This is a genomic window from Mycobacterium venezuelense (genome assembly GCF_054919535.1).
This window is the reverse complement of the sequence record NZ_JBONDW010000004.1, coordinates 200,325-223,278: the sequence shown is the minus strand read 5'-3', so window position 1 is coordinate 223,278 and position 22,954 is coordinate 200,325. Positions and strand designations below refer to the sequence as shown.

The window sequence follows — 22,954 nt, the reverse complement described above, 5'->3', positions numbered from 1 at the left end:
GAGGCGGGCTACGCCGCCTCGTGCCAAACTTCGTCGCCGTGCCGTGATCGCCACACGATCACCGCTGCGGCCACGACTACAGCCAGAACCACGAACCGCATGGCGCACCCTCTCGGTGATCGCCGGCATTGCCGGCTTCGTGGGCCTAGGAGGACTCGAACCTCCGACCTCTTCGTTATCAGCGAAGCGCTCTAACCGCCTGAGCTATAGGCCCGAAATTGGGAACGACCGAGCGACGAGATTACCTCACTGGTGGTCGGCTACCCAAATCGGTTACGTCGGATGCGCCGGCATCAATCCCGATCGGCCAGCGTCACTTCGACACCGCCCACGAGATCGGTGGTGAGGTTGTAGATGAACGCACCGATCGTGGCCATCGCACTGAGCACGACGATGTTCACCAGACCGATCAGCGCCGCGCCGCCGAAGATCGTCCCGCTGGAGACGAGTTCGCCGCCGGTGCTGCCGCTCGCGCTGGTCAGCAGGTCGCCGACGTTGCTGTTGAGCTTGCTCCACACGCCCATCCCGCCGAGCACGAGATAGAGGAACGCCACCGCGATCATCCACACGAAGAACAGCACCACCGACAAGACGAGCGACACCTTCAGCACGGTCCACGGGTCGACTCGGCGGATCTGCATGCTGGCCCGCACCGGGCCGGTCGGCTGCGGACGGTTGGCGACCTGGATACGCGTGGTGGGCGTGCCCGACGACCGCGCGTTGTCGTTGCCGGTCTTGCGCTGTGGCGGCCGGGGAACGGGACCGGAGAGGTCCGGCAACTCACTGGCGTACGCCTCGGGCCGCACATGCTCGTTGCGCGGCTCGTTTCGTGGCTCGGGGCGCGGTGCCGGGCGCGACTGCTGCTCGGTTTCGGTCTCCGATCCCGAGACGAATCGCTGCGCCCTGGCGTCACCGCCGGGGGAGTGGCCGCCCGCGCCGCGGGGCCCGTCGCCCCGCGTCTCCGCAGGCGGCTGCTGAGCGGTGCGAGAGGTCCCGCGCTGCCATGGCGGCACATCCCCCGAATCGGTGATGTGCCCGCCCGCACGCGATGCGGCGTTACCCGCAGCGCCGACCTCGCCCCCTGGCGCCGAGCCGTTGGTGCTGCTGCCCGGCCGGTCGCCCGCACGCGGGTAGCCCGGCTCGCTCGGTGAACTCACCTAACAGCTCCTTAGCTCAGGCCGAGAGTCCGGTCGGACCCCAGCGACTTTCCTCACGACTCGTCGGACTCGGCGCCTTCCGCATCCGGGCCCTCCTCGGCGTTGCGCGCAACCGCAATCAGTGTGTCGCCCTCACCCAGGTTCATCAAGCGGACCCCCTTGGTTTGGCGTCCTGCCTTGCGCACCTGACGTGCAGCGGTCCGGATGACACCGCCTCCCGACGTGATGGCGTACAGCTCAGTGTCATCGTCGACGATCAGCGCTCCGACCAGACTGCCACGTTTGCGGTCGTACTGAATCGTCAGGATGCCTTTGCCGCCACGCCCCTGCACCGTGTACTCCTCGATCGCGGTGCGCTTGGCGTAGCCACCCGACGTCGCGACCAGCAGGTACGTGTCGGGGCGGACCACGTTGAGCGACAGCAACCGGTCCTCTTCGTTGAACCGCATGCCCTGGACACCGGATGTTGCGCGCCCCATCGGCCGCAACGCCTCGTCGGTCGCCGAGAAGCGGATCGACTGCCCCTTGGCCGACACGAGCAGCAGGTCGTCCTCGGCCGAGCACAGCACCGCGCCGACCAGTTCGTCGCCGTCCCGCAGATTGACCGCGACGATGCCGCCCGAGCGGTTGGAGTCGAAGTCGACCAGCTTGGATTTCTTCACCAGGCCGTTGCGGGTCGCGAGCACCAGATACGGCGCATCCTCATAGGACTGGAGCTGGATGACCTGGGCGATGCGCTCCTCCGGCTGGAAGGCTAGCAGGTTGGCGACGTGCTGGCCACGCGCGGTGCGCGAGGCCTCCGGCAGGTCGTAGGCCTTCGCCCGGTAGACGCGACCCTGCGTGGTGAAGAACAGGATCCAGTCGTGGGTCGAGCAGACGAAGAAGTGGTTGACGATGTCGTCGGCCTTGAGCCCGGCACCCTGCACGCCCTTACCGCCCCGCTTCTGGCTGCGGTACAGATCGGTCTTGGTGCGTTTGGCGTAGCCGGTCTCGGTGATCGTGACGACCACGTCCTCGCGCGCGATCAGGTCCTCGTCGGACACCTCGCCGTCGGCAGGCACGATCCGGGTACGACGGTCGTCCCCGTGCTTCTCGACGATCTCGGCGAGCTCGTCGCGCACGATGGCCCGTTGCCGTTCCGGCTTGGCCAGGATGTCCTCGAGGTCGGCGATCTCGGCCTCGATCTTGGCCAGATCGTCGACGATCTTCTGCCGCTCGAGGGCTGCCAACCGGCGCAGCTGCATATCGAGGATGGCCTGGGCCTGGATGTCGTCGATGTCGAGCAGCTCGATCAGGCCGGCCCTGGCGATGTCGACGGTCTGTGACGCCCGGATCAACGCGATCACCTCGTCGAGCGCGTCGAGCGCCTTGACCAGACCACGCAGGATGTGGGCCCGCTCATTGGCCTTGCGCAACCGGTAGCGGGTGCGGCGCACGATGACATCGAGTTGATGGTCGACATACAGCCGGATCAACTGGTCCAGACGCAGTGTGCGCGGCACCCCGTCGACGATCGACAACATGTTGGCACCGAAACTGGTCTGCAGCTGGGTGTGCTTGTAGAGGTTGTTCAGTACCACCTTCGCGACGGCATCTCGCTTGAGCTCCACCACAATTCGCAGACCGACCCGGTCACTGGACTGGTCTTCGATGTTGGAGATGCCTGCCAGTTTGCCGTCGCGGACCTGCTCGGCGATCGACGTGATGAAGTTGTCGTGGTTGACCTGGTAGGGCAGCTCGGTGATGACGATGCCCGTGCGGCCACGGCTGTCCTCTTCGATCTCGACGACACCGCGCATCTTGATCGAGCCCCGCCCGGTCTTGTAAGTGTCCTCGATGCCCTGCGAGCCCACGATCAAGCCGTGGGTGGGGAAGTCGGGTCCCTTGACGCGTTCGGTGACCGCGGCCAACGTCGCTTCTTCGTCGGCCTCGTAGTTGTCCAGGCACCAGTACACCGCCTCGGCCAGCTCACGCAGGTTGTGCGGCGGGATGTTGGTGGCCATACCGACGGCGATGCCGCCCGAACCGTTGGCGAGCAGGTTCGGGAACCGGCTCGGCAGAACCGTGGGCTCCTGCACCCGGCCGTCATAGTTCGGAATGAAATCGACTGTCTCCTCGTCGATTTCCCGCAACATCTCCATCGCCAACGGAGTGAGGCGCGCTTCGGTGTAGCGCATCGCCGCCGGCGGGTCGTTACCCGGCGAGCCGAAGTTGCCCTGGCCATCGACCAGCGGGTAGCGCAGTGACCACGGCTGGGCCATGCGGACCAGCGTGCCGTAGATCGACGCATCGCCGTGCGGGTGGTAGTTGCCCATCGTCTCGGCAACGGACCGTGCGGATTTCGCGTGGCTGCGGTCCGGGCGGAACCCGGAGTCGTACATCGCATAGAGCACCCGGCGGTGCACCGGCTTCAGACCGTCGCGCACCTCGGGCAGCGCGCGGCCGACGATCACGCTCATGGCGTAGTCGATGTAGCTGCGCTGCATCTCCTGCTGGATGTCGACCGGTTCGATCCGGTCCGAGGCGCCGTCGCCTGGAGGCAACGTGGTGTCAGTCATGTGTTCCTCGTGTCAGTTAAACGTCAAGAAAGCGAACGTCTTTGGCGTTACGGGTGATGAAGCTCCGGCGCGCTTCGACGTCTTCGCCCATCAGAATGGAGAACAGTTCGTCTGCCGCGGCGGCGTCGTCGAGAGTGACCATCCGCAGTACCCGCACGGTCGGATCCATTGTGGTTTCCCAGAGTTCCTTGGCGTCCATCTCGCCGAGACCCTTGTAGCGCTGAATACCGTCGTCCACGTTGATGCGCTTGCCGGCAGCTTTTCCGGCTTCCAGCAGGGCATCCCGCTCACGGTCGGAGTAGGCGAACTCGGGCTCCTGCCGCTGCCACTTCAGCTTGTACAGCGGCGGCTGTGCCAGGAAGACGTGGCCGTTCTCGATCAGCGGCTTCATGAACCGGAACAGCAGGGTCAGCAGCAGCGTCGAGATGTGCTGGCCGTCCACGTCGGCGTCGGCCATCAGCACGATCTTGTGGTAGCGCAGCTTCGAGATGTCGAACTCGTCGTGGATACCGGTGCCCAGCGCCGTGATGATGGACTGGACTTCGGTGTTCTTCAACACGCGGTCGATGCGGGCCTTCTCGACGTTGATGATCTTGCCGCGCAGCGGCAGGATCGCCTGGAACATCGAGTCGCGGCCGCTCTTGGCCGAGCCACCCGCCGAATCGCCCTCCACGACATACAGTTCGGACTTGCTTGGATCGGTCGACCGGCAGTCGGCGAGCTTGCCGGGCAGGCCGCCGATGTCGGTCGCGCTCTTGCGGCGCACCAATTCCCGGGCCTTACGGGCCGCGATGCGCGCTTGTGCCGACGAAACCGCTTTGTTGACAACGGTTTTCGCCTCGGCGGGATTCGCCTCGAACCAGTGCTGCAGCTGCTCGTTGCAGATTCGCTGGACGAACGACTTCACCTCGGTGTTGCCGAGCTTGGTCTTCGTCTGGCCCTCGAACTGCGGCTCGGCGACCTTCACCGAGATCACGGCGGCCAGGCCTTCGCGGATGTCGTCACCGGTGAGGTTGGGGTCTTTGTCCTTGAGGAGCTTCTTGTCCTTGGCGTACTTGTTGACCACGCTCGTCAACGCCGTCCGGAAGCCCTCTTCGTGGGTGCCACCTTCATGGGTGTTGATCGTGTTGGCGAATGTGTGAACCGACTCCGAGTACCCGGCGTTCCACTGCATCGCGATCTCGACCTCGTGACCGGTGCCCTTGCCGCCGAAGTCGATGATGCTCTGCTGGATCGGGGTTTTAGTCCGATTGATGTGCTTGACGTAATCGACCAGCCCGCCGGGATAGTGGAAGACGCGGTGCTTGACCTTGTGCGGGCCTGCCGCCTCGGCTGCCTTCTCATCCGCGGACTTCGGCGCGTCGGCCGTGTCGCTCACGACCTCGTCGACAACCTCTTCGGCGGCGACCCGTTCGTCGGTGAACTCGATGGTCAGGCCCTTGTTGAGGAACGCCATCTCCTGTAGGCGGCGCGCGACCGTCTCGAAGTTGTAGTCCGTGGTCTCGAAGATCTCGGGATCGGCCCAGAACCGGACCGTCGTACCCGTCTTCTTCGTCTCACCGCCCTGCTTGAGGGTGCCGGGCACCGATTTGTCGTAGTACTGGAACCACTCGTAGCCGTCGCGCAGGATCTTGACCTCGAGGCGCGTGGACAGGGCGTTGACCACCGACACACCCACACCGTGCAGACCACCAGAAACGGCATACGTCTCACCGTCGAACTTGCCGCCCGCGTGCAGCTGGGTCATCACGACATCGACGGTGGGCACACCGGTGGCGTGCATCGCGACGGGGATGCCGCGGCCATCGTCGGTGACCTCGACACTGCCGTCGCCGAGGATTTTGACGTCGACACGGGACGCGTACCCGGCCATGGCCTCGTCGACCGCGTTGTCGACAACCTCCCAGATAAGATGATGTAGGCCACGTTCACCGGTGGAGCCGATGTACATACCCGGACGTTTGCGGACCGCTTCCAACCCCTCGAGGATGGTGATGGAGTCGGCGCCGTATTCCTTGGGCGCATTGTTCTTCTGGGCAGCCACGTCGGACGCGTCTCCTTGGGGTTCACGGGAGGCGGTACACATACCGCCTGAGATCCGTCGAACAGTCTACCGTCACATTCGGACAGGACCGATTCTGTAGCGGCGTTTCTGACCATCTGATTGCGCCGTGCACGGAATTTCTCGGAGTCCGGTGCGTGAGGACGCTTCAGGGAGTCCCTGCTGACGGCCTCGGCCCTCTCAGCGGAACCTCAGGCGCGGCTAGCCGTACGTGTCACGCGGGCCACGGCCGGCGATGTGGTACGGACCTTTGCGCCACGACGGACCCACCGGACCGATGATCTTGAGCGACGTGACCACGCCGTCACCAACGGCCGCCGCGATCTTGGCCAGCAGTTGCGCCTGCACCATCCGCAGTTGCGTCGCCCACGCCGTCGATTCGGCCGATACCGTCAGCACCCCCTCGTGCAGCGCCGTGGGATTGGCGTGTTCGGCGATCTGGTCTCCGACCACCGAACGCCACCGGCCGAAAACCGATCCCTCGGCGACGCGTGACGACCAGCCGCGCGACTTCGCGAGGTCCTGTGTTGCGGCACCGAGCAGCTGCGGGTCGCGCACATCCGGACCCGGACCCGACCACGCGCGCCGACGGCCCGCGCCTGCCACGCGCCGTACCGGCGCGCTGCGGCCGCGGCCGACATCCTTACCCTGACTCCGCGCGGCGCCACGAGCTTCCTCGAGGGTCCGGCGCACCAGATCCATACCGCGCAGCCCGGCGAGATGGTCAGGGGGAAACGTCTGTGCGGTGTCGTCGCCGTCGTCGATCACGAACTCACCTCCGAAACCCGTCCGCCGTCTTCTTCTGTCATCCGGATCGCGATCCGGCGGGCATCCCAATCCTCCGGAATGTCTTCAGCCACCGCGGCGGTCACCAACACCTGCTCGGCCGCCCCGGCCACCGTGGCGAGCGCACGCCGCCGCGCGGTGTCGAGTTCGGCGAACACGTCATCGAGCAGGAGCACCGGATCAGCGCCATCGCTGCGCAACAACTCATACGCGCCCAGCCGCAACGCGAGCGCCATCGACCACGATTCTCCGTGACTCGCAAAGCCTTTCGCCGGCTGATCGCCGAGCCTGAGCTCGAGATCATCGCGGTGTGGGCCGACCAGGCACACGCCCCGCTCCAATTCGGCGTCGCGCCGTCTGGCCAACGCGTCGAGCAGCGCGGCCTCGTAGAACTCCACACCTTCCCCCGCGGGCGCATTCTCGATCGCCTCGACGCTGCTGCGGTAGCGAATCGCCGCGGGCCGCGACGCCGGAGCCAACAGTTGATAGGCCTTTTCCACCTCGGGATGGAGCTGCTCGACCAGGCCAACCCGGGCCGCGATCAGTGCGGCCCCGTGCGCGGCGAGATGCCCATCCCACACGTCGAGTGTGTCGAGCACGCTGCGATCGCCCCGATAGCGTGCCCCCGCAGCGGTTTTCAACAGGGCCGTCCGCTGGCGCACCACTTTCTCGTAGTCGGCGCGCACCCCGGCGATCGACGGGCGCCGCGTCGTCGCGAGTTCGTCGAGATAGCGGCGGCGGTCACCGGGGTCCCCGCGCACCAACGCCAGATCCTCCGGACTGAACAACACCGCGCGCAGCACACCGAGGATCTCGCGGGCACTGCGCACCGGGGAACGGTTCAAACGCGCCTTGTTGGCCCGCCCGCTCGTGATCTCGAGATCCACCGCGAGCTCACGACCCTCGTTCACGACGATGGTCGACACGATCGCACGCTCGGCGCCCGCGCGGACCAGCGGCGCGTCAGACGCCACCCGATGCGACCCGAGCGTGGCCGAATACCACAGTGCTTCAACGAGATTAGTTTTGCCGAACCCGTTCGGCCCGACGAACACCGTCCGGCCGGGCTCGAGGTCCAGTTCGACGTGTGCCCAGGAACGGAAGTCGGTCAGTCCCAGGTGACGTACATGCACGGTTAACCCGACTCGCTGATCCTCTTGACGGCATGCCCGCCGAACTGGTTGCGCAGCGCCGAGACCGCCTTCATCGTGGGCGAGTCCTCCTGCCTCGAGGCAAATCGCGCGAACAACGACGCCGCGATCACCGGCATCGGGACCCGATGGGCGATGGCCTCTTCCACGGTCCACCGGCCTTCACCCGAATCCTCGGTGTAGCCACTGATCTCGGCGAAACCCGGGTCTTCCTTGAGCGCCTTGGCCAGCAGCTCCTGCAGCCACGACCGCACCACGGTGCCGTTGGACCAGGCCTGGATGACCGCCTGGGGATCGGCGATGAGGTCTTCTGCGGCCAACAACTCATAGCCCTCGGCGTAGGCGTGCATCAGCCCGTACTCGATGCCGTTGTGCACCATCTTGGCGTAATGGCCGGCACCCACCGGCCCGGCGTGCACGAATCCGTCCGCTAGGTCCCCGGGCGGGCGCAGCGTGTCGAAGATCGGCATGGCACGCGCCACGTCGGCATCGCTGCCGCCCACCATCAAGCCATAGCCTTCGGTCAGACCCCACACGCCGCCCGACACACCCGCGTCGACGAACGAAATACCCTTGTCGCCCAACAGTTTTGCGTGCGGCCCATCCTCGGTATAACGCGAGTTGCCGCCGTCGATAACCAGATCACCCGCACTGAGCACGCCGGAAAGCTCGACGATCGTGCTGTGGGTGATGGTCCCCGACGGCACCATGACCCACACCACGCGCGGCGCGGTCAGCGCTGCGGCCAGCTCAGCCAGATTCGCGACATCGGTGACCTCGGGGCGGGGGTCGTAGCCGATGACCTCATGACCACCCTCACGCAGGCGCTCGCGCATGTTGAAGCCCATCTTGCCCAGGCCGACTAACCCCAGTTGCATGTGCGCCCCTCTTCTCGGCAGGCCGGTCAGCCAGGTAGGCGCACCGGCATCAACAGATAGACGTAATCGGTTTGGGCAGCCGGGAACGGACCCGAACCACCGCCCGTGCCATCATCCTCGCCCGCGGGCCGCAACACCGCGGGACGGCTCGGTGTCGTGAAACCGAATGTCACGCGTTCGGAATGCAACGAACCCAGACCGTCGGTGAGGTAAGTGGGGTTGAACGCGATGGTGAGCGGTTCACCGGCGAACGAGACCGGCAGATCCTCTTCGGCACGGCCCACGTCGTCTGCGCCGGCAGACAGCCGCAGCACGTCGTCGCTGAATTCCATGCGGATCTGGGCACCGCGATCGGCGACCAGCGCGACACGCTTGATCGCTTCGGTGAGCTCTGCGACTCCGATCGTGGCGACCGCGGTGTGCTCGGTCGGCAACAGCTGGCGGAACTTCGGGAATTCGGCGTCGAGGAGTCGGGTGGTGCTGCGCTTGCCGTCACTGCGGATACCGAGCAGCCCATCCTTGCCGACCGCGGCGCCCGAACCGAGTGCGAGGTGAACCTGCGTACCGTCCGTGCCGGCTTTGGCCGCTTCGGCCAGTGTTTTCGCCGGGACAAGCACTGCCGCTTCGACGTCGCCGGCCGTCGTCGCCCAGGTGAGCTCGCGCACCGCGAGGCGGAACCGGTCGGTGGCCGCCAAAACGACGGACTCGCCCGAGATCTCCACCCGGATGCCGGTCAACATCGGCAGGGTGTCGTCGCGGCCTGCCGCCACGGCGACCTGGCCGATGGCCTCGGCGAACAGGTCGGCCGACACGACGCCGGTCTCGTCGGGAAGGGCAGGCAGCGCGGGGTAATCCTCGACCGCCAGGGTCGGCAGCGAGAACCGCGCACTGCCGCAGGTCAGGGCAACCCTGGTGCCCTCGACGCTGACCTCCACCGGCTTGGCCGGCAACGCCTTGGTGATGTCGGACAGCAGCCGACCGGAAACCAAAACGCTTCCGGCAGAAGCGATTTCAGCAGCGACCTGCACCTCGGCCGATACTTCGTAGTCGAATCCCGAGATGGTCAACCCGTCCTCGGTACCGGTCAGCAACACCCCGGCGAGCACCGGAATGGTCGGCCGGGTCGGGAGGTTACGGGCCACCCAGGCCACCGCGTCCGCGAAGTCTTCGCGCACGACGCGAAACTTCAAGTCGGTCAGCCCAGCCGTCGTCGTCGCCACGTCCTATGCGCCCCTTCGATAATCCCCGCAATGAGCTCTACCAGCGCGTTCCCAAGACCCCATCAAGCAGCGAATCGCTGAATGACACGGTCGGGAAGCGCCGTCGATGAACCACCGTAGAGCTTTCCGCACCAACTTGAAAGCTAATCGATCGGGCTGACATCGGCGTGCGCTGAGCCGGCCGCGCACCCGGCGGGCCGGATCTCCCCAAGGTGCTTCTTCTAAAGAGAATCCTAGGAAGATATTTGAGTAACAGTATTAGGTGCTGTGGATTCTGGGGATCAAGTGTGGTTTGCCCAGTATGGCCGGTGTGTCGCGATGTGAGTCGGCTGTGGAGTGCCGGGCGTCGTTGTGAGTCGGTCTGTGTACAGCCGGGCCCGTGTGGATCGATTCGACGTTCATCCTGTGGTTTGCCCGCAGGTTGTACACAGCGCCATCCACAGTGCTCGAGTGTGACAACTGACGCCGTTGGGGCGGAAGTTGTTCGCAGAATTTTCGCCGGACAGGTTCTGGTAACCACAATGTGAGACGCCGGACGGGCGCCGAAGCTCAACGCTTGGCGCGTTGGCGGATACGGGTGGTGAGTTCCTTGACGTGGTCGAAGACCTCACGGCGCTCGGCCATCTCGCCGCGGATCTTCTTCTCGGCGTACATCACCGTGGTGTGATCGCGGCCGAACGCCTGCCCGATCTTGGGCAGCGACAGATCGGTGAGCTCACGGCACAGGTACATGGCGATCTGGCGGGACTGAGCCAGCGCACGGGTCTTACCCGGGCCGCGCAGTTCCTCGACAGTGGTCTCGAAATACTCGGCCGTGGCAGCCATGATCGCCGCGGTGCTGATCTGCATCGTGGTCGCGTCGGCGATGAGGTCGCGCAACACGACTTCGGCGAGCGACTTGTCGATGCGCGTCTTGTTGAGGGACGCGAACGCCGTCACGCGGATCAGCGCACCCTCGAGCTCGCGGATGTTGCGCTCGATGCTGCTGGCGATGAGCTCGAGCACGTCGTCGGGGACGTCGAGCCGGTCCATCTGGGCTTTCTTGCGCAGGATCGCGATGCGGGTCTCCAGCTCGGGCGGCTGAACGTCGGTGATCAGACCCCATTCGAAGCGGGTGCGCAGCCGGTCCTCGAGCGTCGCGAGCTGTTTGGGTGGGCGGTCCGAGGAGATGACGATCTGCTTGTTGGCGTTGTGCAGCGTGTTGAAGGTGTGGAAGAACTCTTCCTGGATACCTTCTTTGCCCTCGATGAACTGGATGTCGTCGACGAGCAGGATGTCGATGTCACGGTAACTGCGTTTGAACGACGCCTTGCGGTCGTCGCGAAGCGAGTTGATGAAGTCGTTGGTGAACTCTTCGGTGGAGACGTACTTCACCCGCATCCCGGGAAAGAGACGTTGCGCATAGTTTCCGGCGGCGTGCAGCAGATGCGTCTTGCCGAGGCCCGATTCACCCCAGATGAACAACGGGTTGTAGGCACGGGCGGGCGCTTCGGCGATGGCCAGCGTCGCGGCATGCGCGAAACGGTTGGATGCGCCGATGACGAATGTGTCGAACGTATAGCGACGGTTGAGGTTGACCGCGTTGGCGTCGGCGGTAGCCGGGTCCTGCTGCGGGCTGCTGAAGTAGGTCGGCCAGCTCTCCTCGGCGTTGACCTTGGCTTCGCGGTCGTCATCGATCTCGTCGGTGTCGGCCGGTGGGGGAGTCGCGTCGTGCGAGCCGTCGGCGCCGGCGTCGTCGGGCTCCTCGGGCGGTGTCGCGATCCGGACGCCGAGTTCGACTCGCTGGCCGAGCTTGCGGCTCAGTGCCGTGACGATGGGTTCGCGAAGGTGACGTTCGATCTCGTTCTGGACGAATGGCGTGGGAACCGACAGCAGAGCAAACCCCTCGGCAATGACGAGCGGTTTGACGAGTTTGAGCCAGGCCCTTTGCTGCGGGGTGAGGGCCGGTAGTGACGGATCGCCTTGACGGCCGCCTTCGTGATCGCCGTTGAGTTCGGCGACGACGCTGTTCCATACGGCGACGAAAGGTGGGTCGGGGTCAGCAGTCACTGACGGTTACCCCCTTTGAGGTGCTGGAGGTCGACCCAGGGACGACCAAAAGAACGATGACGAACTGTCCACATATTTATCCACAGCTTGTGGAGAAAGGACAGTCGTCGTCGCTCTGTTGTCTGTAGCGAGGGCGTCGGGGCCGGGCTCGTCACGTGCTGAGCGGTCAGCGGCGAGACGACGTCCTCAATTCATTGTCCGGGGCCGGTCCTGGCGCGGAACGGCATTGCCAGAAGCTAACAGTTTTCTGTCGAAGTGCCAACAGTTCTGCAACATCCGCCGGTGTAACTTCGTGCGGGTTGAAGCAGTTTGACCCAGCGAATTCTCGTCAGTAACCTTGACCAGTCGCCCGCACGTGGCGATACGGCTGCGCCCGGGGAATCCCTGCGACCGCGCCGGTAAGTAAAGCACGACGTACGAGCTTATTAAGGGCAGCCGGGCCTTTCCGACACGAAAGTGTGGGTGAGTCGCGGATGCCATACGGAACAAGGAGATACTGCCGTGGCCAAGGGCAAGCGGACCTTCCAGCCCAACAACCGCCGCCGTGCGCGGGTGCATGGGTTCCGGCTGCGGATGCGCACTCGCGCCGGCCGCGCCATCGTCTCCAACCGGCGTAGCAAGGGCCGTCGCGCGCTCACTGCGTGATTCTCCGGCTTTCCGGCAGAATTTGACGCTGGTGCTTCCGGCTCGACACCGGATGAGGCGGTCCGCGGAGTTTAGTGCCACCGTCAGTCGTGGCGTGCGTGCTGTGCAACCTGATGTTGTGGTGCACGCGTTGCGCAACGACATGGACGAGAGTGGTCCGCGGATCGGCTTGATCGTGTCCAAGTCAGTAGGTAACGCCGTGGAACGCCACCGGGTGTCGCGTCGCTTGCGGCATGCGGCCCTCACTGTGTTGTCCGACCTCCATCCCGGCGATCTGATGGTCATCCGTGCGCGACCGGGTAGCCGGGACGTGCTGTCGCCACGCTTGGAGCACCAGCTGCGTCGGGCCGTCGAAAAGGTCAATGAGCGCGCGGGCACCCGGCGCGGGACGTCGTCATGATTCGCCGCGCGGGTACCGGGGTGGCCCGCGGCCTGATCTTCCTGATCCAGCTCTACCGCCACACGATCTCGCCTTTGCGGCTACCCACTTGCCGATTCATGCCGACGTGTAGCCAGTACGCGGTCGACGCTCTCACCGAGTACGGGTTGATCCGCGGCGGTTGGCTTGCCACAGTCCGGCTGCTGAAGTGCGGCCCGTGGCATCGGGGAGGATGGGACCCCATACCGGAGCGTTGCACCCACACCCATGAGTCCGGCATCTCCGGTGAGACAGCTGCCGCCGACCCTGTCAGGAGCAAGTCGCGTGTTTAATTGGTTCAGCCTCGACATCATCTATTACCCGGTGTCGGCGATCATGTGGGTTTGGTACAAGGCGTTCGCCTTCCTACTCGGCCCGTCCAACTTCTTCGCCTGGGCGCTGTCGGTGATGTTCCTGGTGTTCACGCTGCGCGCGATCCTCTACAAGCCGTTCGTCAAGCAGATCCGCACGACGCGTCAGATGCAGGAGTTGCAGCCCCAGATCAAGGCGCTGCAGAAGAAGTACGGCAAGGACCGCCAGCGGATGGCGCTCGAGATGCAGAAATTGCAGCGCGAGCACGGATTCAATCCGATCCTGGGCTGTCTGCCGATGCTCGCTCAGGTGCCGGTGTTCCTCGGCCTCTATCACGTGCTGATGTCGTTCAACCGCACGCAGACGGGCATCGGAAGACTGGGACTGTCGGTCGAGGAGAACCGCAGCCTGCCCAACTACGTCTTCAGTGCGACCGACGTCGGGCACTTCCTGGACGCGAATCTGTTCGGTGCCCCGCTGGGCGCCACGATGATCCAGCAGCACGGTCTGGAGGCCTTCACCGAGTTCCATCGCGTCGCGGTGATCGCGGTCGGATTGCCGATCATGATCCTGGCCGGCATCGCGACGCACTTCAACAGCCGGGCCTCGGTCGCGCGGCAGAGCGCCGAAGCCGCGTCCAATCCGCAGACCGCGATGATGAACAAGCTCGCGCTGTACGTGTTCCCGCTCGGCGTCGTCGTCGGCGGTCCGTTCCTTCCGCTCGCCGTCATCATGTACTGGCTTGCCAACAACATCTGGACCTACGGCCAGCAGCACTACGTGTTCGGCAAGATCGAGAAGGAAGAGGAAGCGAAGAAGGCCGAAGCGCTCGAACGCCGTGCTGCAAATGCGCCGGCGCCGGGTGCGAAGCCGAACCGGCCTCGGAAGCAGACACCCGGCACACCGTCGGCCCCCGACGTCGAGAGCACAGCAGCTGACGTCGAGAGCTCAGTCGACGATGCCAAGACCGATGAGGCGAAGACAGAGACCACGGGCACGACGGCGGTGAGCCGAACGCCGAAGCCAGGCGCGCGCCCCAAGAAGCGGAAACGTTGACCAGTTCCGGCTGGCACAAGTAGGGAGAAGACGGATATGACGGACGCACAGACGACTGAACCGGACGCCGACGTAAATGAGGGCGCCGAGTCCGTGGCGAAGGTCGAGGACGATCTTGAGGAGCGATTGGTCGCCGAGGGCGAGATCGCGGGCGACTACCTCGAGGAGCTCCTCGACCTTCTGGACTTCGACGGGGATATCGACCTCGATGTCGAAGGCGACCGCGCTGTCGTGAGCATCGACGGCGGTGGAGACCTGAACAAGTTGGTCGGCCGTAAGGGCGAGGTGCTCGACGCACTGCAGGAGCTGACTCGGCTGGCCGTCCATCAGAAGACCGGGGAGCGGAGCCGGCTCATGCTCGACATCGCCCGGTGGCGTCGCCGCCGCAGGGACGAGCTCGCCGCGCTCGGCGAGAAGGTCGCGCGCCGGGTGCTTGAGTCAGGTGAGCGTGAAGAGCTCGCGCCGATGACTCCCTTCGAGAGGAAGATCGTCCACGACGCGGTAGCCGCGATTGACGGCGTCCGTAGTGAGAGCGAGGGCGTTGAGCCGTCGCGTCGCGTCGTGGTTCTTCTTGGCTAGTTACATCGTTGTAGTTCGTTGGCGGCCTCCGTGGCCGCGGAAGTGCGGAGGATGTTTCACGTGAAACATGGACCGGCACCCGCGGCACCGGAGGCCGCTGGCGTTGTGTTCGGCGACCGTCTCCCAAGAGCCGAACGGTACGCCGCGATCCTCGCCGGCGCCGGCGTCGAGCGCGGACTGATCGGGCCACGTGAAGTGGACCGGCTCTGGGAGCGCCACATCCTCAACAGCTCAGCTCTGGGCGAGTTGGTGACCGCCGACGAGCGCATCGCCGACATCGGTAGTGGCGCGGGGTTACCCGGGATACCGTTGGCGTTGGCCCGCCCAGATCTTCGGGTCACCTTGGTTGAACCGCTCCTGCGCCGCAGTGAATTTCTAATCGAAGTGATTGCCGAACTTGATCTCAGCGTCACCGTGGTCCGGGGCAGGGCCGAGGATCGTGCCGTGCAAGAGCAAGCGGGGGAGATGGACGTCGTGACCTCTCGCGCGGTGGCTTCGTTGGACAAGCTCGCGCGATGGAGCATGCCGCTGCTGCGTGACGGGGGACGCATGTTGGCGATCAAGGGCGAACGTGCCGAGGTCGAGATCGAAGAGTTCCGGCGTGTGATGACATCGCTTGGCGCAGTGGATGCCAGGGTAGTGAGATGTGGCGCGAACTATTTGAACCCACCCGTAACCGTCGTCGACGCGCGGCGCAGGGCGAGCAATCGTGGGCGGCAAGGACCGGCGGGCAAAGCCGGACCGCGGGGGAGAGCGGGCAGGAGATGAAGATGGGTTCGAATCAGAACGAGGTGCCAGGCGCAGTGGGTAAGCCCAATGTTTCACGTGAAACATGGAACGGTCCGGTCAACACAACTCCGGTCAACACAACGTGGTCGGCGGATGCCAGCATGGACACGCCCATCGCGGCGGAGGCCGAACAGGCGACCCGTGTCCTCCACACATCGCACGGTCAGCTTCCCCGCCCCGAGCGCCAGCGCGTGTTCACCATCGCCAATCAGAAGGGCGGAGTCGGCAAGACGACGACGGCCGTGAACGTGGCTGCCGCGCTCGCGTTGCAAGGGCTGCGCACCCTGGTGATCGACCTCGACCCGCAGGGCAACGCCAGTACGGCGCTGAGCATCGAGCACCGGCCGGGGACTCCCTCGTCGTACGAAGTTCTCATCGGTGAGATCCCGGTGCAGGAGGCGCTGCAGCAGAGCCCGCACAGTGAGCGCCTGTACTGCATTCCGGCCACGATCGATCTTGCGGGAGCCGAGATCGAATTGGTCAGCATGGTCGCCCGCGAAGGCCGACTACGGTCCGCGCTCGCCGAGCTCAAGAACTACAACTTCGACTACGTGTTCATCGATTGCCCACCGTCCCTCGGACTGCTGACCATCAACGCACTTGTCGCGGCACCGGAGGTACTGATCCCCATCCAGTGCGAGTACTACGCACTGGAAGGCGTGGGACAGCTGCTGCGCAACATCGAGATGGTGAAGGCGCATCTGAATCCGGACCTGTCGGTATCCACCGTCATACTCACGATGTACGACGGCCGGACCAAACTTGCCGACCAGGTTGCAGAGGATGTCCGCGAGCACTTCGGCGACAAGGTGTTGCGGACGGTCATTCCGCGGAGCGTGAAGGTTTCGGAGGCACCGGGATACGGCATGACGATCCTCGACTACGACCCGGGCTCGCGCGGCGCGCTGAGTTATCTCGATGCCAGTCGTGAGATCGCGGAGCGCGGTGCGCCGCCCCGCGTGCAGTAGTTGAAGAAGAAGTTGGCGTGGTAGCGGACGGCAGAGGGCAGGAGACGATCATGAATCAGCCGGCACGGAAGCGGAGCGGTCTCGGTAGAGGGCTGGCGTCCCTGATTCCGACGGGGCCAGCCGATGGCGGTCCGGACGCGCTGAGCCCGCGGATGGGGGACACCGCCGCCGACGTTCTACTTGGTGCGCCGCCGGCGCCGCCCGGTGAGCCCGCCGCGGCCCCGGTCGAGCAGATCGACGGGGTTGGCGCGACGTACCGCGAGATCGATCCTGCCGCGATCGAGCCGAACCCGCGCCAGCCCCGGCAGGTGTTCGATGATGAGGCGTTGAGCGAGCTGGTCCACTCCATTCGGGAGTTCGGCCTGATGCAGCCGATCGTCGTCCGTGCGGTGGCGCGTGAGGGCGACATCCGCTACCAGATCGTCATGGGCGAGCGCCGCTGGCGCGCTGCCCAACAGGCGGGCCTGACCGCGATCCCCGCGATCGTGCGTGAGACTGCCGACGACAGCATGCTTCGTGACGCGCTCTTGGAGAACATCCACCGAGTGCAGCTCAATCCTCTGGAAGAGGCCGCGGCGTACCAACAGCTCCTCGACGAGTTCGAGGTCACCCACGATGAACTGGCCGCCCGCATCGGACGGTCGCGTCCGCTGATCTCGAACATGATCCGCTTGCTGCGCCTGCCGATCGCGGTCCAGCGCCGGGTCGCCGCCGGTGTACTGTCGGCCGGGCACGCGCGCGCACTCCTTTCGCTCGAGGGCAGCCCAGAACAGCAGGAGGAACTCGCGGCCCGCATCGTCGCCGAAGGTCTCTCCGTTCGGGCGACGGAGGAGGCCGTGACCCTTGCCAACCGCGACGGCAAGACCGCCCCGCCGCCCCGCCGTAAGCCGATCCAGATGCCGGGTCTTCAGGACGTTGCCGAAAAGCTCTCAACGGCGTTCGACACTCGGGTGACGGTGAGCCTCGGCAAACGCAAGGGCAAGATCGTGGTGGAGTTCGGATCGGTCGACGATCTTCAGCGCATTGTCGAACTGATGAGCGCCCAAGAGCAGTGAAAACTCGGTGACAACCGACGATCAACTACACGCGGTCGTTCCGTCACTGTGACACATCAGGTGAAGGCGCACTCGGTAGCGGGCGGACGCGGAGGCAAAGCACTTGTGCGCCACTATAATTCGGAAGAAAGGCGGTGTTCGATGAGAGTTTCACCGCCGACTGGGCCGTTGAGGGCCTGCTCTCCTATCCTTGAGGTGCAGCCGCGCACGTCAACTTCGTGTGAAAGCCGGGGAGTCTAGTGTCAGCACATATCACGCCGCTTCGGCTCGAGGGATTCGAGCAGCTGCCGAAGCATGCGCGGCGGTGTGTGTTCTGGGAAGTCGATCCGTCGACCGTCCCCGGTGAGGACCACCTCACCGATCCCGAGTTCGAGAAGGAAGCGTGGCTGTCGATGGTCATGCTCGAGTGGGGATCGTGCGGGCAGCTGGCGGTGCATTCGTCACCGCCCGCCACGGGCGAGTTCGAGACGCTTCTGACCGGTGACGAGCCGTGTGTCGGATACGCGTTCTACGCGCCGCCCGGTGCGGTACCACGGGCCCGGCTGTTCCCGACCGCACCGGTCAGTGCCGATGCGGTGTTGTTGACGACTGTCACCGTCGAGTCACCGGAGGAGAGCGAAGGGCTGTCGGCGAGTCTGCTCGCCGCGGTTGTGAGCGATCTGGTCCGGCGCGGTGTTCGCGCGCTTGAGGCGTTCGGTTACACGACCGCCGTGACGGAGGTCGACTGCGGATCACTGCCCGACGAACTTGCGCCGGTGGTCGAGGTGCTGGGGGACTGCGCGGTCGACCAGTGCATGATCTCCGCGGATTTCCTGCTGGATGTGGGGTTCACGGTCGTGGCGCCCCACCCATACTTCCCGCGGCTGCGCCTCGAGCTCGACAAGGGCCTCGGGTGGAAGGCCGAAGTGGAAGCGGCGCTGGAGCGGCTGCTCGAGAATGCTCGCATCGAACTTCCCGTCGGCGCAGGCTCGGTGTCGTTGCCGTAACACTGCTACGGCCAAATCGTTTGTGCGCAAAGAAAACCGGTGATCGATGCCGCCGCGCTTGCGTGAAATCTTCTCTGCACCAATGGATCCCGGCGTGCTCGCGCGAATATCAGCCGTGGTCGAGGGTTGGTCGACATGACCCCGCGATTACCGGCACATCGATCAGGGACTCACCGCGAGAGCGGGGGAGTCAGGCGCCGCGGCCGGCCTGTTCGACCGACAGTTCGTGAGCCAGGAGCTCGGCGAACGTGAAAGTCCCAGTGGGCCGGTCGTTCTTGCCGAGCAGATAGAGCCTCTTCACCGCGGCGAGTATGCCCTCGGCGATCGCATCCCGGGTCTGGGTCGACACCAGCAGACTGCGGTCGCGCGGGTTGGTGATGTAGCCGATGTCGACCTGAACCGTAGGCATGCGGGTGAGCCGCAGCAGATCCCAGGTGCGGCCGTGGGTGCGGCAATCCCGTAATCCGGTGCGCGCCACGACTTCACGTTGAATGAAGTCGGCGAGATTGCGGCCGATGGTCGATACCGAGCCGTGGGAGTTGCCGAAGTGGAATGATGCGACGCCGTTGGCCGCCGGGCTGGGCTGGGTGGCGCAGCGCAGGCTGATCATCAGATCGGCACCCACGGTGTTGGCGGTGCCTGCGCGCTCGGCGTCGGATGGGCTGCGGTTGGCCGGCCGCGACGTGAAGGTGTCCATGCCGATCGCCGTCATGCGGCCTTCGAGCCGACTTGCCAAGTCCCACAGGATGTCTGCTTCGCTGATGGGACCTTCTGGCCCGTGCATGATCAGCCCGTGGTCGGCGCCGCCGCGGCCCGGATCGATGATCACGCGCTTGCCCGAGAGACGTGGGCCGGAGCTGCGAACGAGCTCCTCCTCGCGGATGGCGTGCGGTGAGCCACCGGTCACGCGGGAGCCCAGGAAGTACAGCGAGCGCAGCGTTTCCGGGCCGCAGATACCGTCCGGATAGAGGCCGTATTCACGCTGGTAGGACGACAACGCGTTGTGTGTCTGCAGGCCGAAATAGCCGTCGACCAGACCGGTGTAGAAACCGAGATCCTGCAGTCTGGCCTGCAAGGTCGCGACGTCGTCGCCGTACATGGGCGCACCGAACTGGTGGGTGAGGGTACGTGCGCCGAGGCGGTAGGACGCTTCGCGCAGCGCGCGATACGTGGCCTCCCCGACGATGCCGTCCACGAGCAGGCCGCGATGCTGCTGAAACGCGCGGACGGCTTGGTCGAGTTCGTCGTCGAACGCGTCGAGCGCGACGTGCCGGCCCGTGCTCAGATCCGCGTCGGGATTCTCGATGAGACCAAGCGCCGCCAGCGCCGCCCGGATCTCGGTGACCGCACCGCCACGATCACCGCGACGCAGACTCGACATACGGGGCCCTCCAGGCTGGTTTTCGGCAATCTGCCGGACTAGCTAGGCAGCATTGTCTCAGATTTCGACCCGATTCCGGAAAACGCCAGGCGGTTCGGGCGCCGGTCTAACCGTGCTCTAACGGAGTTGTCAGAGGGCGTCGGCAAGCTCGCGCAGCAGCGCTGCCTTGCCTTTTGCGCCGACGATGCGCTTGATCGGGGCGCCGTCCTTGAACAGGATCATGGTCGGAATCGAGACGACCTGGAAGTCACGCGCCGTGGCGGGGTTGGCGTCCACGTCGATTTTGGCGACGGTCAGCTCATCGGCCTTCTCGGTGGCGATTTCCTCGAGCACGGGGGCGACCATCTTGCACGGTCCGCACCAGGTGGCCCAGAAGTCCACCAGTACCGGCTTGCTGCTGGTCAGCACGTCGTCGGAGAACGAATCGTCGGTGACCGCCACGGTTGCGCTGTCCTGGCTCATAGTGCCTCTCCTTGTTGGGAACTGTTGGGAATCAAGCGGTTTCGGCGAGCCAGCGCTCGGCGTCGATCGATGCCGCACAACCGCTGCCCGCTGCGGTGATGGCCTGCCGGTAGGTGTGGTCCACGAGATCGCCTGCCGCGAACACGCCTTCAACCGAGGTGTATGTGCTGCGCCCGGCGACCTTCACGTAACCCTCGTCGTCGAGTTCGACCTGGTCCCGCACCAGCTCTGAACGCGGATCGTGGCCGATCGCCACGAACACCCCGGTCACGGCCAGCTTGGACTCCTCGCCGGTGACGGTGTCGCGCAGGCGTACGCCGGTGACCTTCGGGTCGCCCTCGATCTCGGTGATCTCGGTGTTGGTCAGGAACGTGATCTTCTCGTTGGCGCGGGCGCGTTCGAGCATGATCTTGGACGCGCGGAACTCGTCGCGGCGGTGGATCAGCGTGACGCTGCGCGCGAACCGGGTCAGGAACGTCGCCTCCTCCATCGCGGAGTCACCGCCGCCGACCACCACGATGTCCTGGTCGCGGAAGAAGAAGCCGTCGCAGGTGGCGCACGTGCTCACGCCCATGCCGAGCAGGGCCTCCTCGCCCGGTACGCCCAGATGGCGCGCCGCCGCGCCCATCGCGAGGATCACGGCGCGGGCCTGGTGGGTCTCGTCGCCGACGGTCACCGTCTTGACCGGCCCGTCGAGCTGTACGGCGTCGACGTCCTCCATGCGGAGATCGGCTCCGAAGCGCAGCGCCTGCTCCCGCATTTCATCCATGAGTTCCGGCCCGGTGATGCCCTCGCGGAAGCCGGGGTAGTTCTCCACCTCGGTCGTCGTCATCAACGCGCCGCCGAACTGAGTGCCCTCGAACACCAGCGGCTTGAGCTGCGCGCGGGCCGCATAGACCGCGGCGGTGTAACCGGCCGGACCGGACCCGATGATGATGACGTCGTGAACCGTCGGAGTGGTGGACATGAGGGCCTTTCTGCCGGAGCGTTCTTCCGCCGTACGTGCGGAGCACTGTCAGCGCCGCCGTACGTGAGGAGCACAATCAGCACGGGTAGCAACACCAGCCTATGCCGAGGTGTTCCCGGCGGGCTCCATGGGACGGCCGGGCAACCGGTCAGGGCTGTTTGACCACGGTATCGGCCAGCAACTCGGTGTGTGCAGCGTCGCAGTCGGGCGCCACGACGAGCCCCACGATCGCGTTCGGCGTGTCGGCCGGCAGCAGGATCAAGATGCCGGGGTGGCCGTTCACCGAGTGCGGACGGGCGCCGAGGATTCGGACCCCCGACGGGTAACCAAGCGCCGACAGGCACTGCGCCCGTCGTCGGGGATCGGCCAGCGCCCCGAAATCGGGCCGGCCCGACAGCAGCCCGACGATCTCCGGTTCGGACAATCCGACGTCGGCCGGGGGCGGTGCGACAGTCATCCGGTTGAGGCTCGCGGGGGGCGAGCCGGCGGTATCGGGCGTCCGCGTGAGCGTGGCTGCGCCGAGCCCGACGGCAAGCAATGCCGCGCAGCAGCCCGCGATCGCGCCGAACCGTCGCAAGCGGCTCGGCGCGGGCGCCGATGTGTCGTTCCCGTCGGCCGCCCGTAGCGCGGCGACGACGCGAGCGCTCACCTCGGGCGGAACGGGCGGGGCTGAGGCGTCGTCGTGGCCGAGGGCGGCGACGTCGCGCCGGACCCGGTCGAGTGCGGCCAGCATCGCCGCGGCTTCGGGGTCGGTGCGCACGCGCTGGCGCACCTGGGCTGCGGTCGCATCGTCGAGCAGCCCGGCTTGCAGCTCCGCCAACAGGTCAGGGGTGAGCCCGCCGGACGGCACTGGGTGCGTGCTGCCGTTCATCGCCCTCAAAATACTGCAGCGACCGGGCCAGTTTGGCGCGTGCACGGGCGCAGCGGCTCTTGACCGTCCCCTCGGCGACGCCGAGCAGCCGAGCCGTCTCGGCCACCGAATAGCCCTGCATGTCGACGGCGACCACTGCGGCACGCTGTTCGACCGGCAGCTGAAGCAGCGCCCGTTCGACGACGATCGCAGTGTCGACCCGGTGAGCGGGGTCGCCGGCCGGGTCGCGCACGTGGTCGAGTTCGCCGAGCTCGTCGCGATGCGCGGCACCGGGTTGAGTCTTCGCCCGCCGCAACCGGTCGAGGCACGCGTTGACCACGATGCGGTACAGCCAGCTGCTCACCGACGAGTCGAACCGGAACGACGCCGCCGTGCGGTGCGCCGACAGCAGCGCGTCCTGCACGGCGTCATCGGCATCGTCGTGGTGGCGGCTTGTCAGATATGCGAGCCGGCGCAGCTGGCGATGATGGCGCAGCACCAGCTCCTCGAACGCATAGCGATCCCCGGCCACGTGGGCGGCGAGCAACTCGGCATCGGAGCGGTGACTCACCGGCCCCGCAAACTCGCTGGCTCCCCCGAACCTTCCCACATGCCGAACCTAAAC

Annotated in this window: 22 protein-coding genes and 1 tRNA gene; 9 read left to right on the top strand and 14 right to left on the bottom strand. The window is 65.7% G+C overall.

Going from position 1 to position 22,954, the window contains the following annotated elements:
- Nucleotides 1-140 precede the first annotated feature (140 nt).
- The 9 genes from ACRCUN_RS08450 to dnaA all read right to left on the bottom strand — a co-directional run bounded on the left by ACRCUN_RS08450 (nucleotide 141) and on the right by dnaA (nucleotide 11,861).
- Nucleotides 141-214 (bottom strand) — tRNA-Ile (locus ACRCUN_RS08450).
- A 79-nt stretch (nucleotides 215-293) separates the two neighbouring features.
- Complete coding sequence (locus tag ACRCUN_RS08445) at nucleotides 294-1,157, bottom strand: DUF3566 domain-containing protein (RefSeq protein WP_462141177.1); 864 nt, start codon at nucleotides 1,155-1,157, stop codon at nucleotides 294-296.
- A 53-nt stretch (nucleotides 1,158-1,210) separates the two neighbouring features.
- Nucleotides 1,211-3,715 (bottom strand): DNA gyrase subunit A, encoded by a 2,505-nt coding sequence (gene gyrA / locus ACRCUN_RS08440; RefSeq protein WP_462141176.1) that lies wholly within the window; start codon nucleotides 3,713-3,715, stop codon nucleotides 1,211-1,213.
- Nucleotides 3,716-3,731: 16 nt separating this feature from the next.
- Nucleotides 3,732-5,759 carry a DNA topoisomerase (ATP-hydrolyzing) subunit B gene (gyrB, locus tag ACRCUN_RS08435; protein WP_462141175.1) on the bottom strand — a complete coding sequence of 676 codons (2,028 nt, stop codon included), beginning with the start codon at nucleotides 5,757-5,759 and terminating at the stop codon, nucleotides 3,732-3,734.
- A gap of 219 nt (nucleotides 5,760-5,978) precedes the next feature.
- The gene (locus tag ACRCUN_RS08430; protein WP_462141351.1) at nucleotides 5,979-6,542 is read right to left on the bottom strand and encodes a DUF721 family protein; all 564 of its coding nucleotides are present in this window, start codon (nucleotides 6,540-6,542) and stop codon (nucleotides 5,979-5,981) included.
- A complete protein-coding gene (recF, locus tag ACRCUN_RS08425) occupies nucleotides 6,542-7,696 on the bottom strand; it encodes a DNA replication/repair protein RecF (RefSeq protein ID WP_462141174.1) in 1,155 nt (384 codons plus the stop codon). The genes ACRCUN_RS08430 and recF overlap by 1 nt, the downstream gene beginning before the upstream one ends.
- A 2-nt stretch (nucleotides 7,697-7,698) precedes the next feature.
- On the bottom strand, nucleotides 7,699-8,592 hold the full coding sequence (gnd, locus tag ACRCUN_RS08420) for a phosphogluconate dehydrogenase (NAD(+)-dependent, decarboxylating) (RefSeq protein WP_462141173.1): 894 nt from the start codon (nucleotides 8,590-8,592) through the stop codon (nucleotides 7,699-7,701).
- A gap of 26 nt (nucleotides 8,593-8,618) precedes the next feature.
- Nucleotides 8,619-9,812, bottom strand: a complete 1,194-nt coding sequence (gene dnaN, locus ACRCUN_RS08415) for a DNA polymerase III subunit beta (RefSeq protein WP_462141172.1) — start codon at nucleotides 9,810-9,812, stop codon at nucleotides 8,619-8,621.
- Nucleotides 9,813-10,361: 549 nt separating this feature from the next.
- Nucleotides 10,362-11,861 (bottom strand): chromosomal replication initiator protein DnaA, encoded by a 1,500-nt coding sequence (gene dnaA / locus ACRCUN_RS08410; RefSeq protein WP_462141171.1) that lies wholly within the window; start codon nucleotides 11,859-11,861, stop codon nucleotides 10,362-10,364.
- Between the two features lie 501 nt (nucleotides 11,862-12,362).
- On the opposite strand from dnaA, the gene rpmH reads away from it, so the two are divergent.
- The 9 genes from rpmH (at nucleotide 12,363) to ACRCUN_RS08365 (ending at nucleotide 18,669) form a co-directional block, all read left to right on the top strand.
- The gene (gene rpmH / locus ACRCUN_RS08405; RefSeq protein ID WP_084356629.1) at nucleotides 12,363-12,506 is read left to right on the top strand and encodes a 50S ribosomal protein L34; all 144 of its coding nucleotides are present in this window, start codon (nucleotides 12,363-12,365) and stop codon (nucleotides 12,504-12,506) included.
- 31 nt (nucleotides 12,507-12,537) lie between these two features.
- Nucleotides 12,538-12,906, top strand: coding sequence for a ribonuclease P protein component (gene rnpA / locus ACRCUN_RS08400; protein ID WP_462141170.1), 369 nt, complete (start codon nucleotides 12,538-12,540; stop codon nucleotides 12,904-12,906).
- Nucleotides 12,903-13,217, top strand: a complete 315-nt coding sequence (gene yidD, locus ACRCUN_RS08395) for a membrane protein insertion efficiency factor YidD (protein ID WP_462141169.1) — start codon at nucleotides 12,903-12,905, stop codon at nucleotides 13,215-13,217. The genes rnpA and yidD overlap by 4 nt, the downstream gene beginning before the upstream one ends.
- Nucleotides 13,153-14,292 (top strand): membrane protein insertase YidC, encoded by a 1,140-nt coding sequence (gene yidC, locus ACRCUN_RS08390; protein WP_462141168.1) that lies wholly within the window; start codon nucleotides 13,153-13,155, stop codon nucleotides 14,290-14,292. Before yidD ends, yidC begins: the two co-directional genes overlap by 65 nt.
- A gap of 36 nt (nucleotides 14,293-14,328) precedes the next feature.
- Entirely contained in the window at nucleotides 14,329-14,871 is a 543-nt protein-coding gene (locus tag ACRCUN_RS08385) for a Jag family protein (RefSeq protein ID WP_462141167.1), read from the top strand.
- A 60-nt stretch (nucleotides 14,872-14,931) separates the two neighbouring features.
- The gene (gene rsmG / locus ACRCUN_RS08380) at nucleotides 14,932-15,639 is read left to right on the top strand and encodes a 16S rRNA (guanine(527)-N(7))-methyltransferase RsmG (protein ID WP_462141166.1); all 708 of its coding nucleotides are present in this window, start codon (nucleotides 14,932-14,934) and stop codon (nucleotides 15,637-15,639) included.
- A 122-nt stretch (nucleotides 15,640-15,761) separates the two neighbouring features.
- A complete protein-coding gene (locus ACRCUN_RS08375) occupies nucleotides 15,762-16,628 on the top strand; it encodes a ParA family protein (protein WP_462141165.1) in 867 nt (288 codons plus the stop codon).
- Nucleotides 16,629-16,678: 50 nt separating this feature from the next.
- The gene (locus tag ACRCUN_RS08370; RefSeq protein ID WP_462141164.1) at nucleotides 16,679-17,683 is read left to right on the top strand and encodes a ParB/RepB/Spo0J family partition protein; all 1,005 of its coding nucleotides are present in this window, start codon (nucleotides 16,679-16,681) and stop codon (nucleotides 17,681-17,683) included.
- A 239-nt stretch (nucleotides 17,684-17,922) separates the two neighbouring features.
- Nucleotides 17,923-18,669, top strand: a complete 747-nt coding sequence (locus ACRCUN_RS08365; RefSeq protein ID WP_462141163.1) for an acetyltransferase — start codon at nucleotides 17,923-17,925, stop codon at nucleotides 18,667-18,669.
- 190 nt (nucleotides 18,670-18,859) lie between these two features.
- Here ACRCUN_RS08365 and ACRCUN_RS08360 read toward each other — a convergent pair whose 3' ends face one another.
- The 5 genes from ACRCUN_RS08360 to sigM form a co-directional block, all read right to left on the bottom strand.
- Entirely contained in the window at nucleotides 18,860-20,050 is a 1,191-nt protein-coding gene (locus ACRCUN_RS08360; RefSeq protein WP_462141162.1) for an N-acetylmuramoyl-L-alanine amidase, read from the bottom strand.
- 129 nt (nucleotides 20,051-20,179) lie between these two features.
- On the bottom strand, nucleotides 20,180-20,512 hold the full coding sequence (gene trxA, locus ACRCUN_RS08355) for a thioredoxin (RefSeq protein ID WP_462141161.1): 333 nt from the start codon (nucleotides 20,510-20,512) through the stop codon (nucleotides 20,180-20,182).
- Between the two features lie 31 nt (nucleotides 20,513-20,543).
- Nucleotides 20,544-21,479, bottom strand: a complete 936-nt coding sequence (gene trxB / locus ACRCUN_RS08350) for a thioredoxin-disulfide reductase (RefSeq protein ID WP_462141160.1) — start codon at nucleotides 21,477-21,479, stop codon at nucleotides 20,544-20,546.
- Between the two features lie 148 nt (nucleotides 21,480-21,627).
- Nucleotides 21,628-22,350, bottom strand: a complete 723-nt coding sequence (locus tag ACRCUN_RS08345) for an RsmA family anti-sigma factor (RefSeq protein ID WP_462141159.1) — start codon at nucleotides 22,348-22,350, stop codon at nucleotides 21,628-21,630.
- Nucleotides 22,304-22,939, bottom strand: a complete 636-nt coding sequence (sigM, locus tag ACRCUN_RS08340; protein WP_462141158.1) for an RNA polymerase sigma factor SigM — start codon at nucleotides 22,937-22,939, stop codon at nucleotides 22,304-22,306. The genes ACRCUN_RS08345 and sigM overlap by 47 nt, the downstream gene beginning before the upstream one ends.
- Nucleotides 22,940-22,954: the final 15 nt, after the last annotated feature.

What these genes read in the sequence shown, in the direction of transcription:
- gyrA (WP_462141176.1), bottom strand. Translation starts at nt 3,715, where the DNA reads ATGACTGACACCACGTTGCCTCCAGGCGACGGCGCCTCGGACCGGATC.
- gnd (WP_462141173.1), bottom strand. Translation starts at nt 8,592, where the DNA reads ATGCAACTGGGGTTAGTCGGCCTGGGCAAGATGGGCTTCAACATGCGC.
- yidD (WP_462141169.1), top strand. Translation starts at nt 12,903, where the DNA reads ATGATTCGCCGCGCGGGTACCGGGGTGGCCCGCGGCCTGATCTTCCTG.
- yidC (WP_462141168.1), top strand. Translation starts at nt 13,153, where the DNA reads ATGAGTCCGGCATCTCCGGTGAGACAGCTGCCGCCGACCCTGTCAGGA.
- ACRCUN_RS08385 (WP_462141167.1), top strand. Translation starts at nt 14,329, where the DNA reads ATGACGGACGCACAGACGACTGAACCGGACGCCGACGTAAATGAGGGC.
- ACRCUN_RS08375 (WP_462141165.1), top strand. Translation starts at nt 15,762, where the DNA reads ATGGACACGCCCATCGCGGCGGAGGCCGAACAGGCGACCCGTGTCCTC.
- ACRCUN_RS08370 (WP_462141164.1), top strand. Translation starts at nt 16,679, where the DNA reads ATGAATCAGCCGGCACGGAAGCGGAGCGGTCTCGGTAGAGGGCTGGCG.
- ACRCUN_RS08360 (WP_462141162.1), bottom strand. Translation starts at nt 20,050, where the DNA reads ATGTCGAGTCTGCGTCGCGGTGATCGTGGCGGTGCGGTCACCGAGATC.
- trxA (WP_462141161.1), bottom strand. Translation starts at nt 20,512, where the DNA reads ATGAGCCAGGACAGCGCAACCGTGGCGGTCACCGACGATTCGTTCTCC.
- trxB (WP_462141160.1), bottom strand. Translation starts at nt 21,479, where the DNA reads ATGTCCACCACTCCGACGGTTCACGACGTCATCATCATCGGGTCCGGT.
- ACRCUN_RS08345 (WP_462141159.1), bottom strand. Translation starts at nt 22,350, where the DNA reads ATGAACGGCAGCACGCACCCAGTGCCGTCCGGCGGGCTCACCCCTGAC.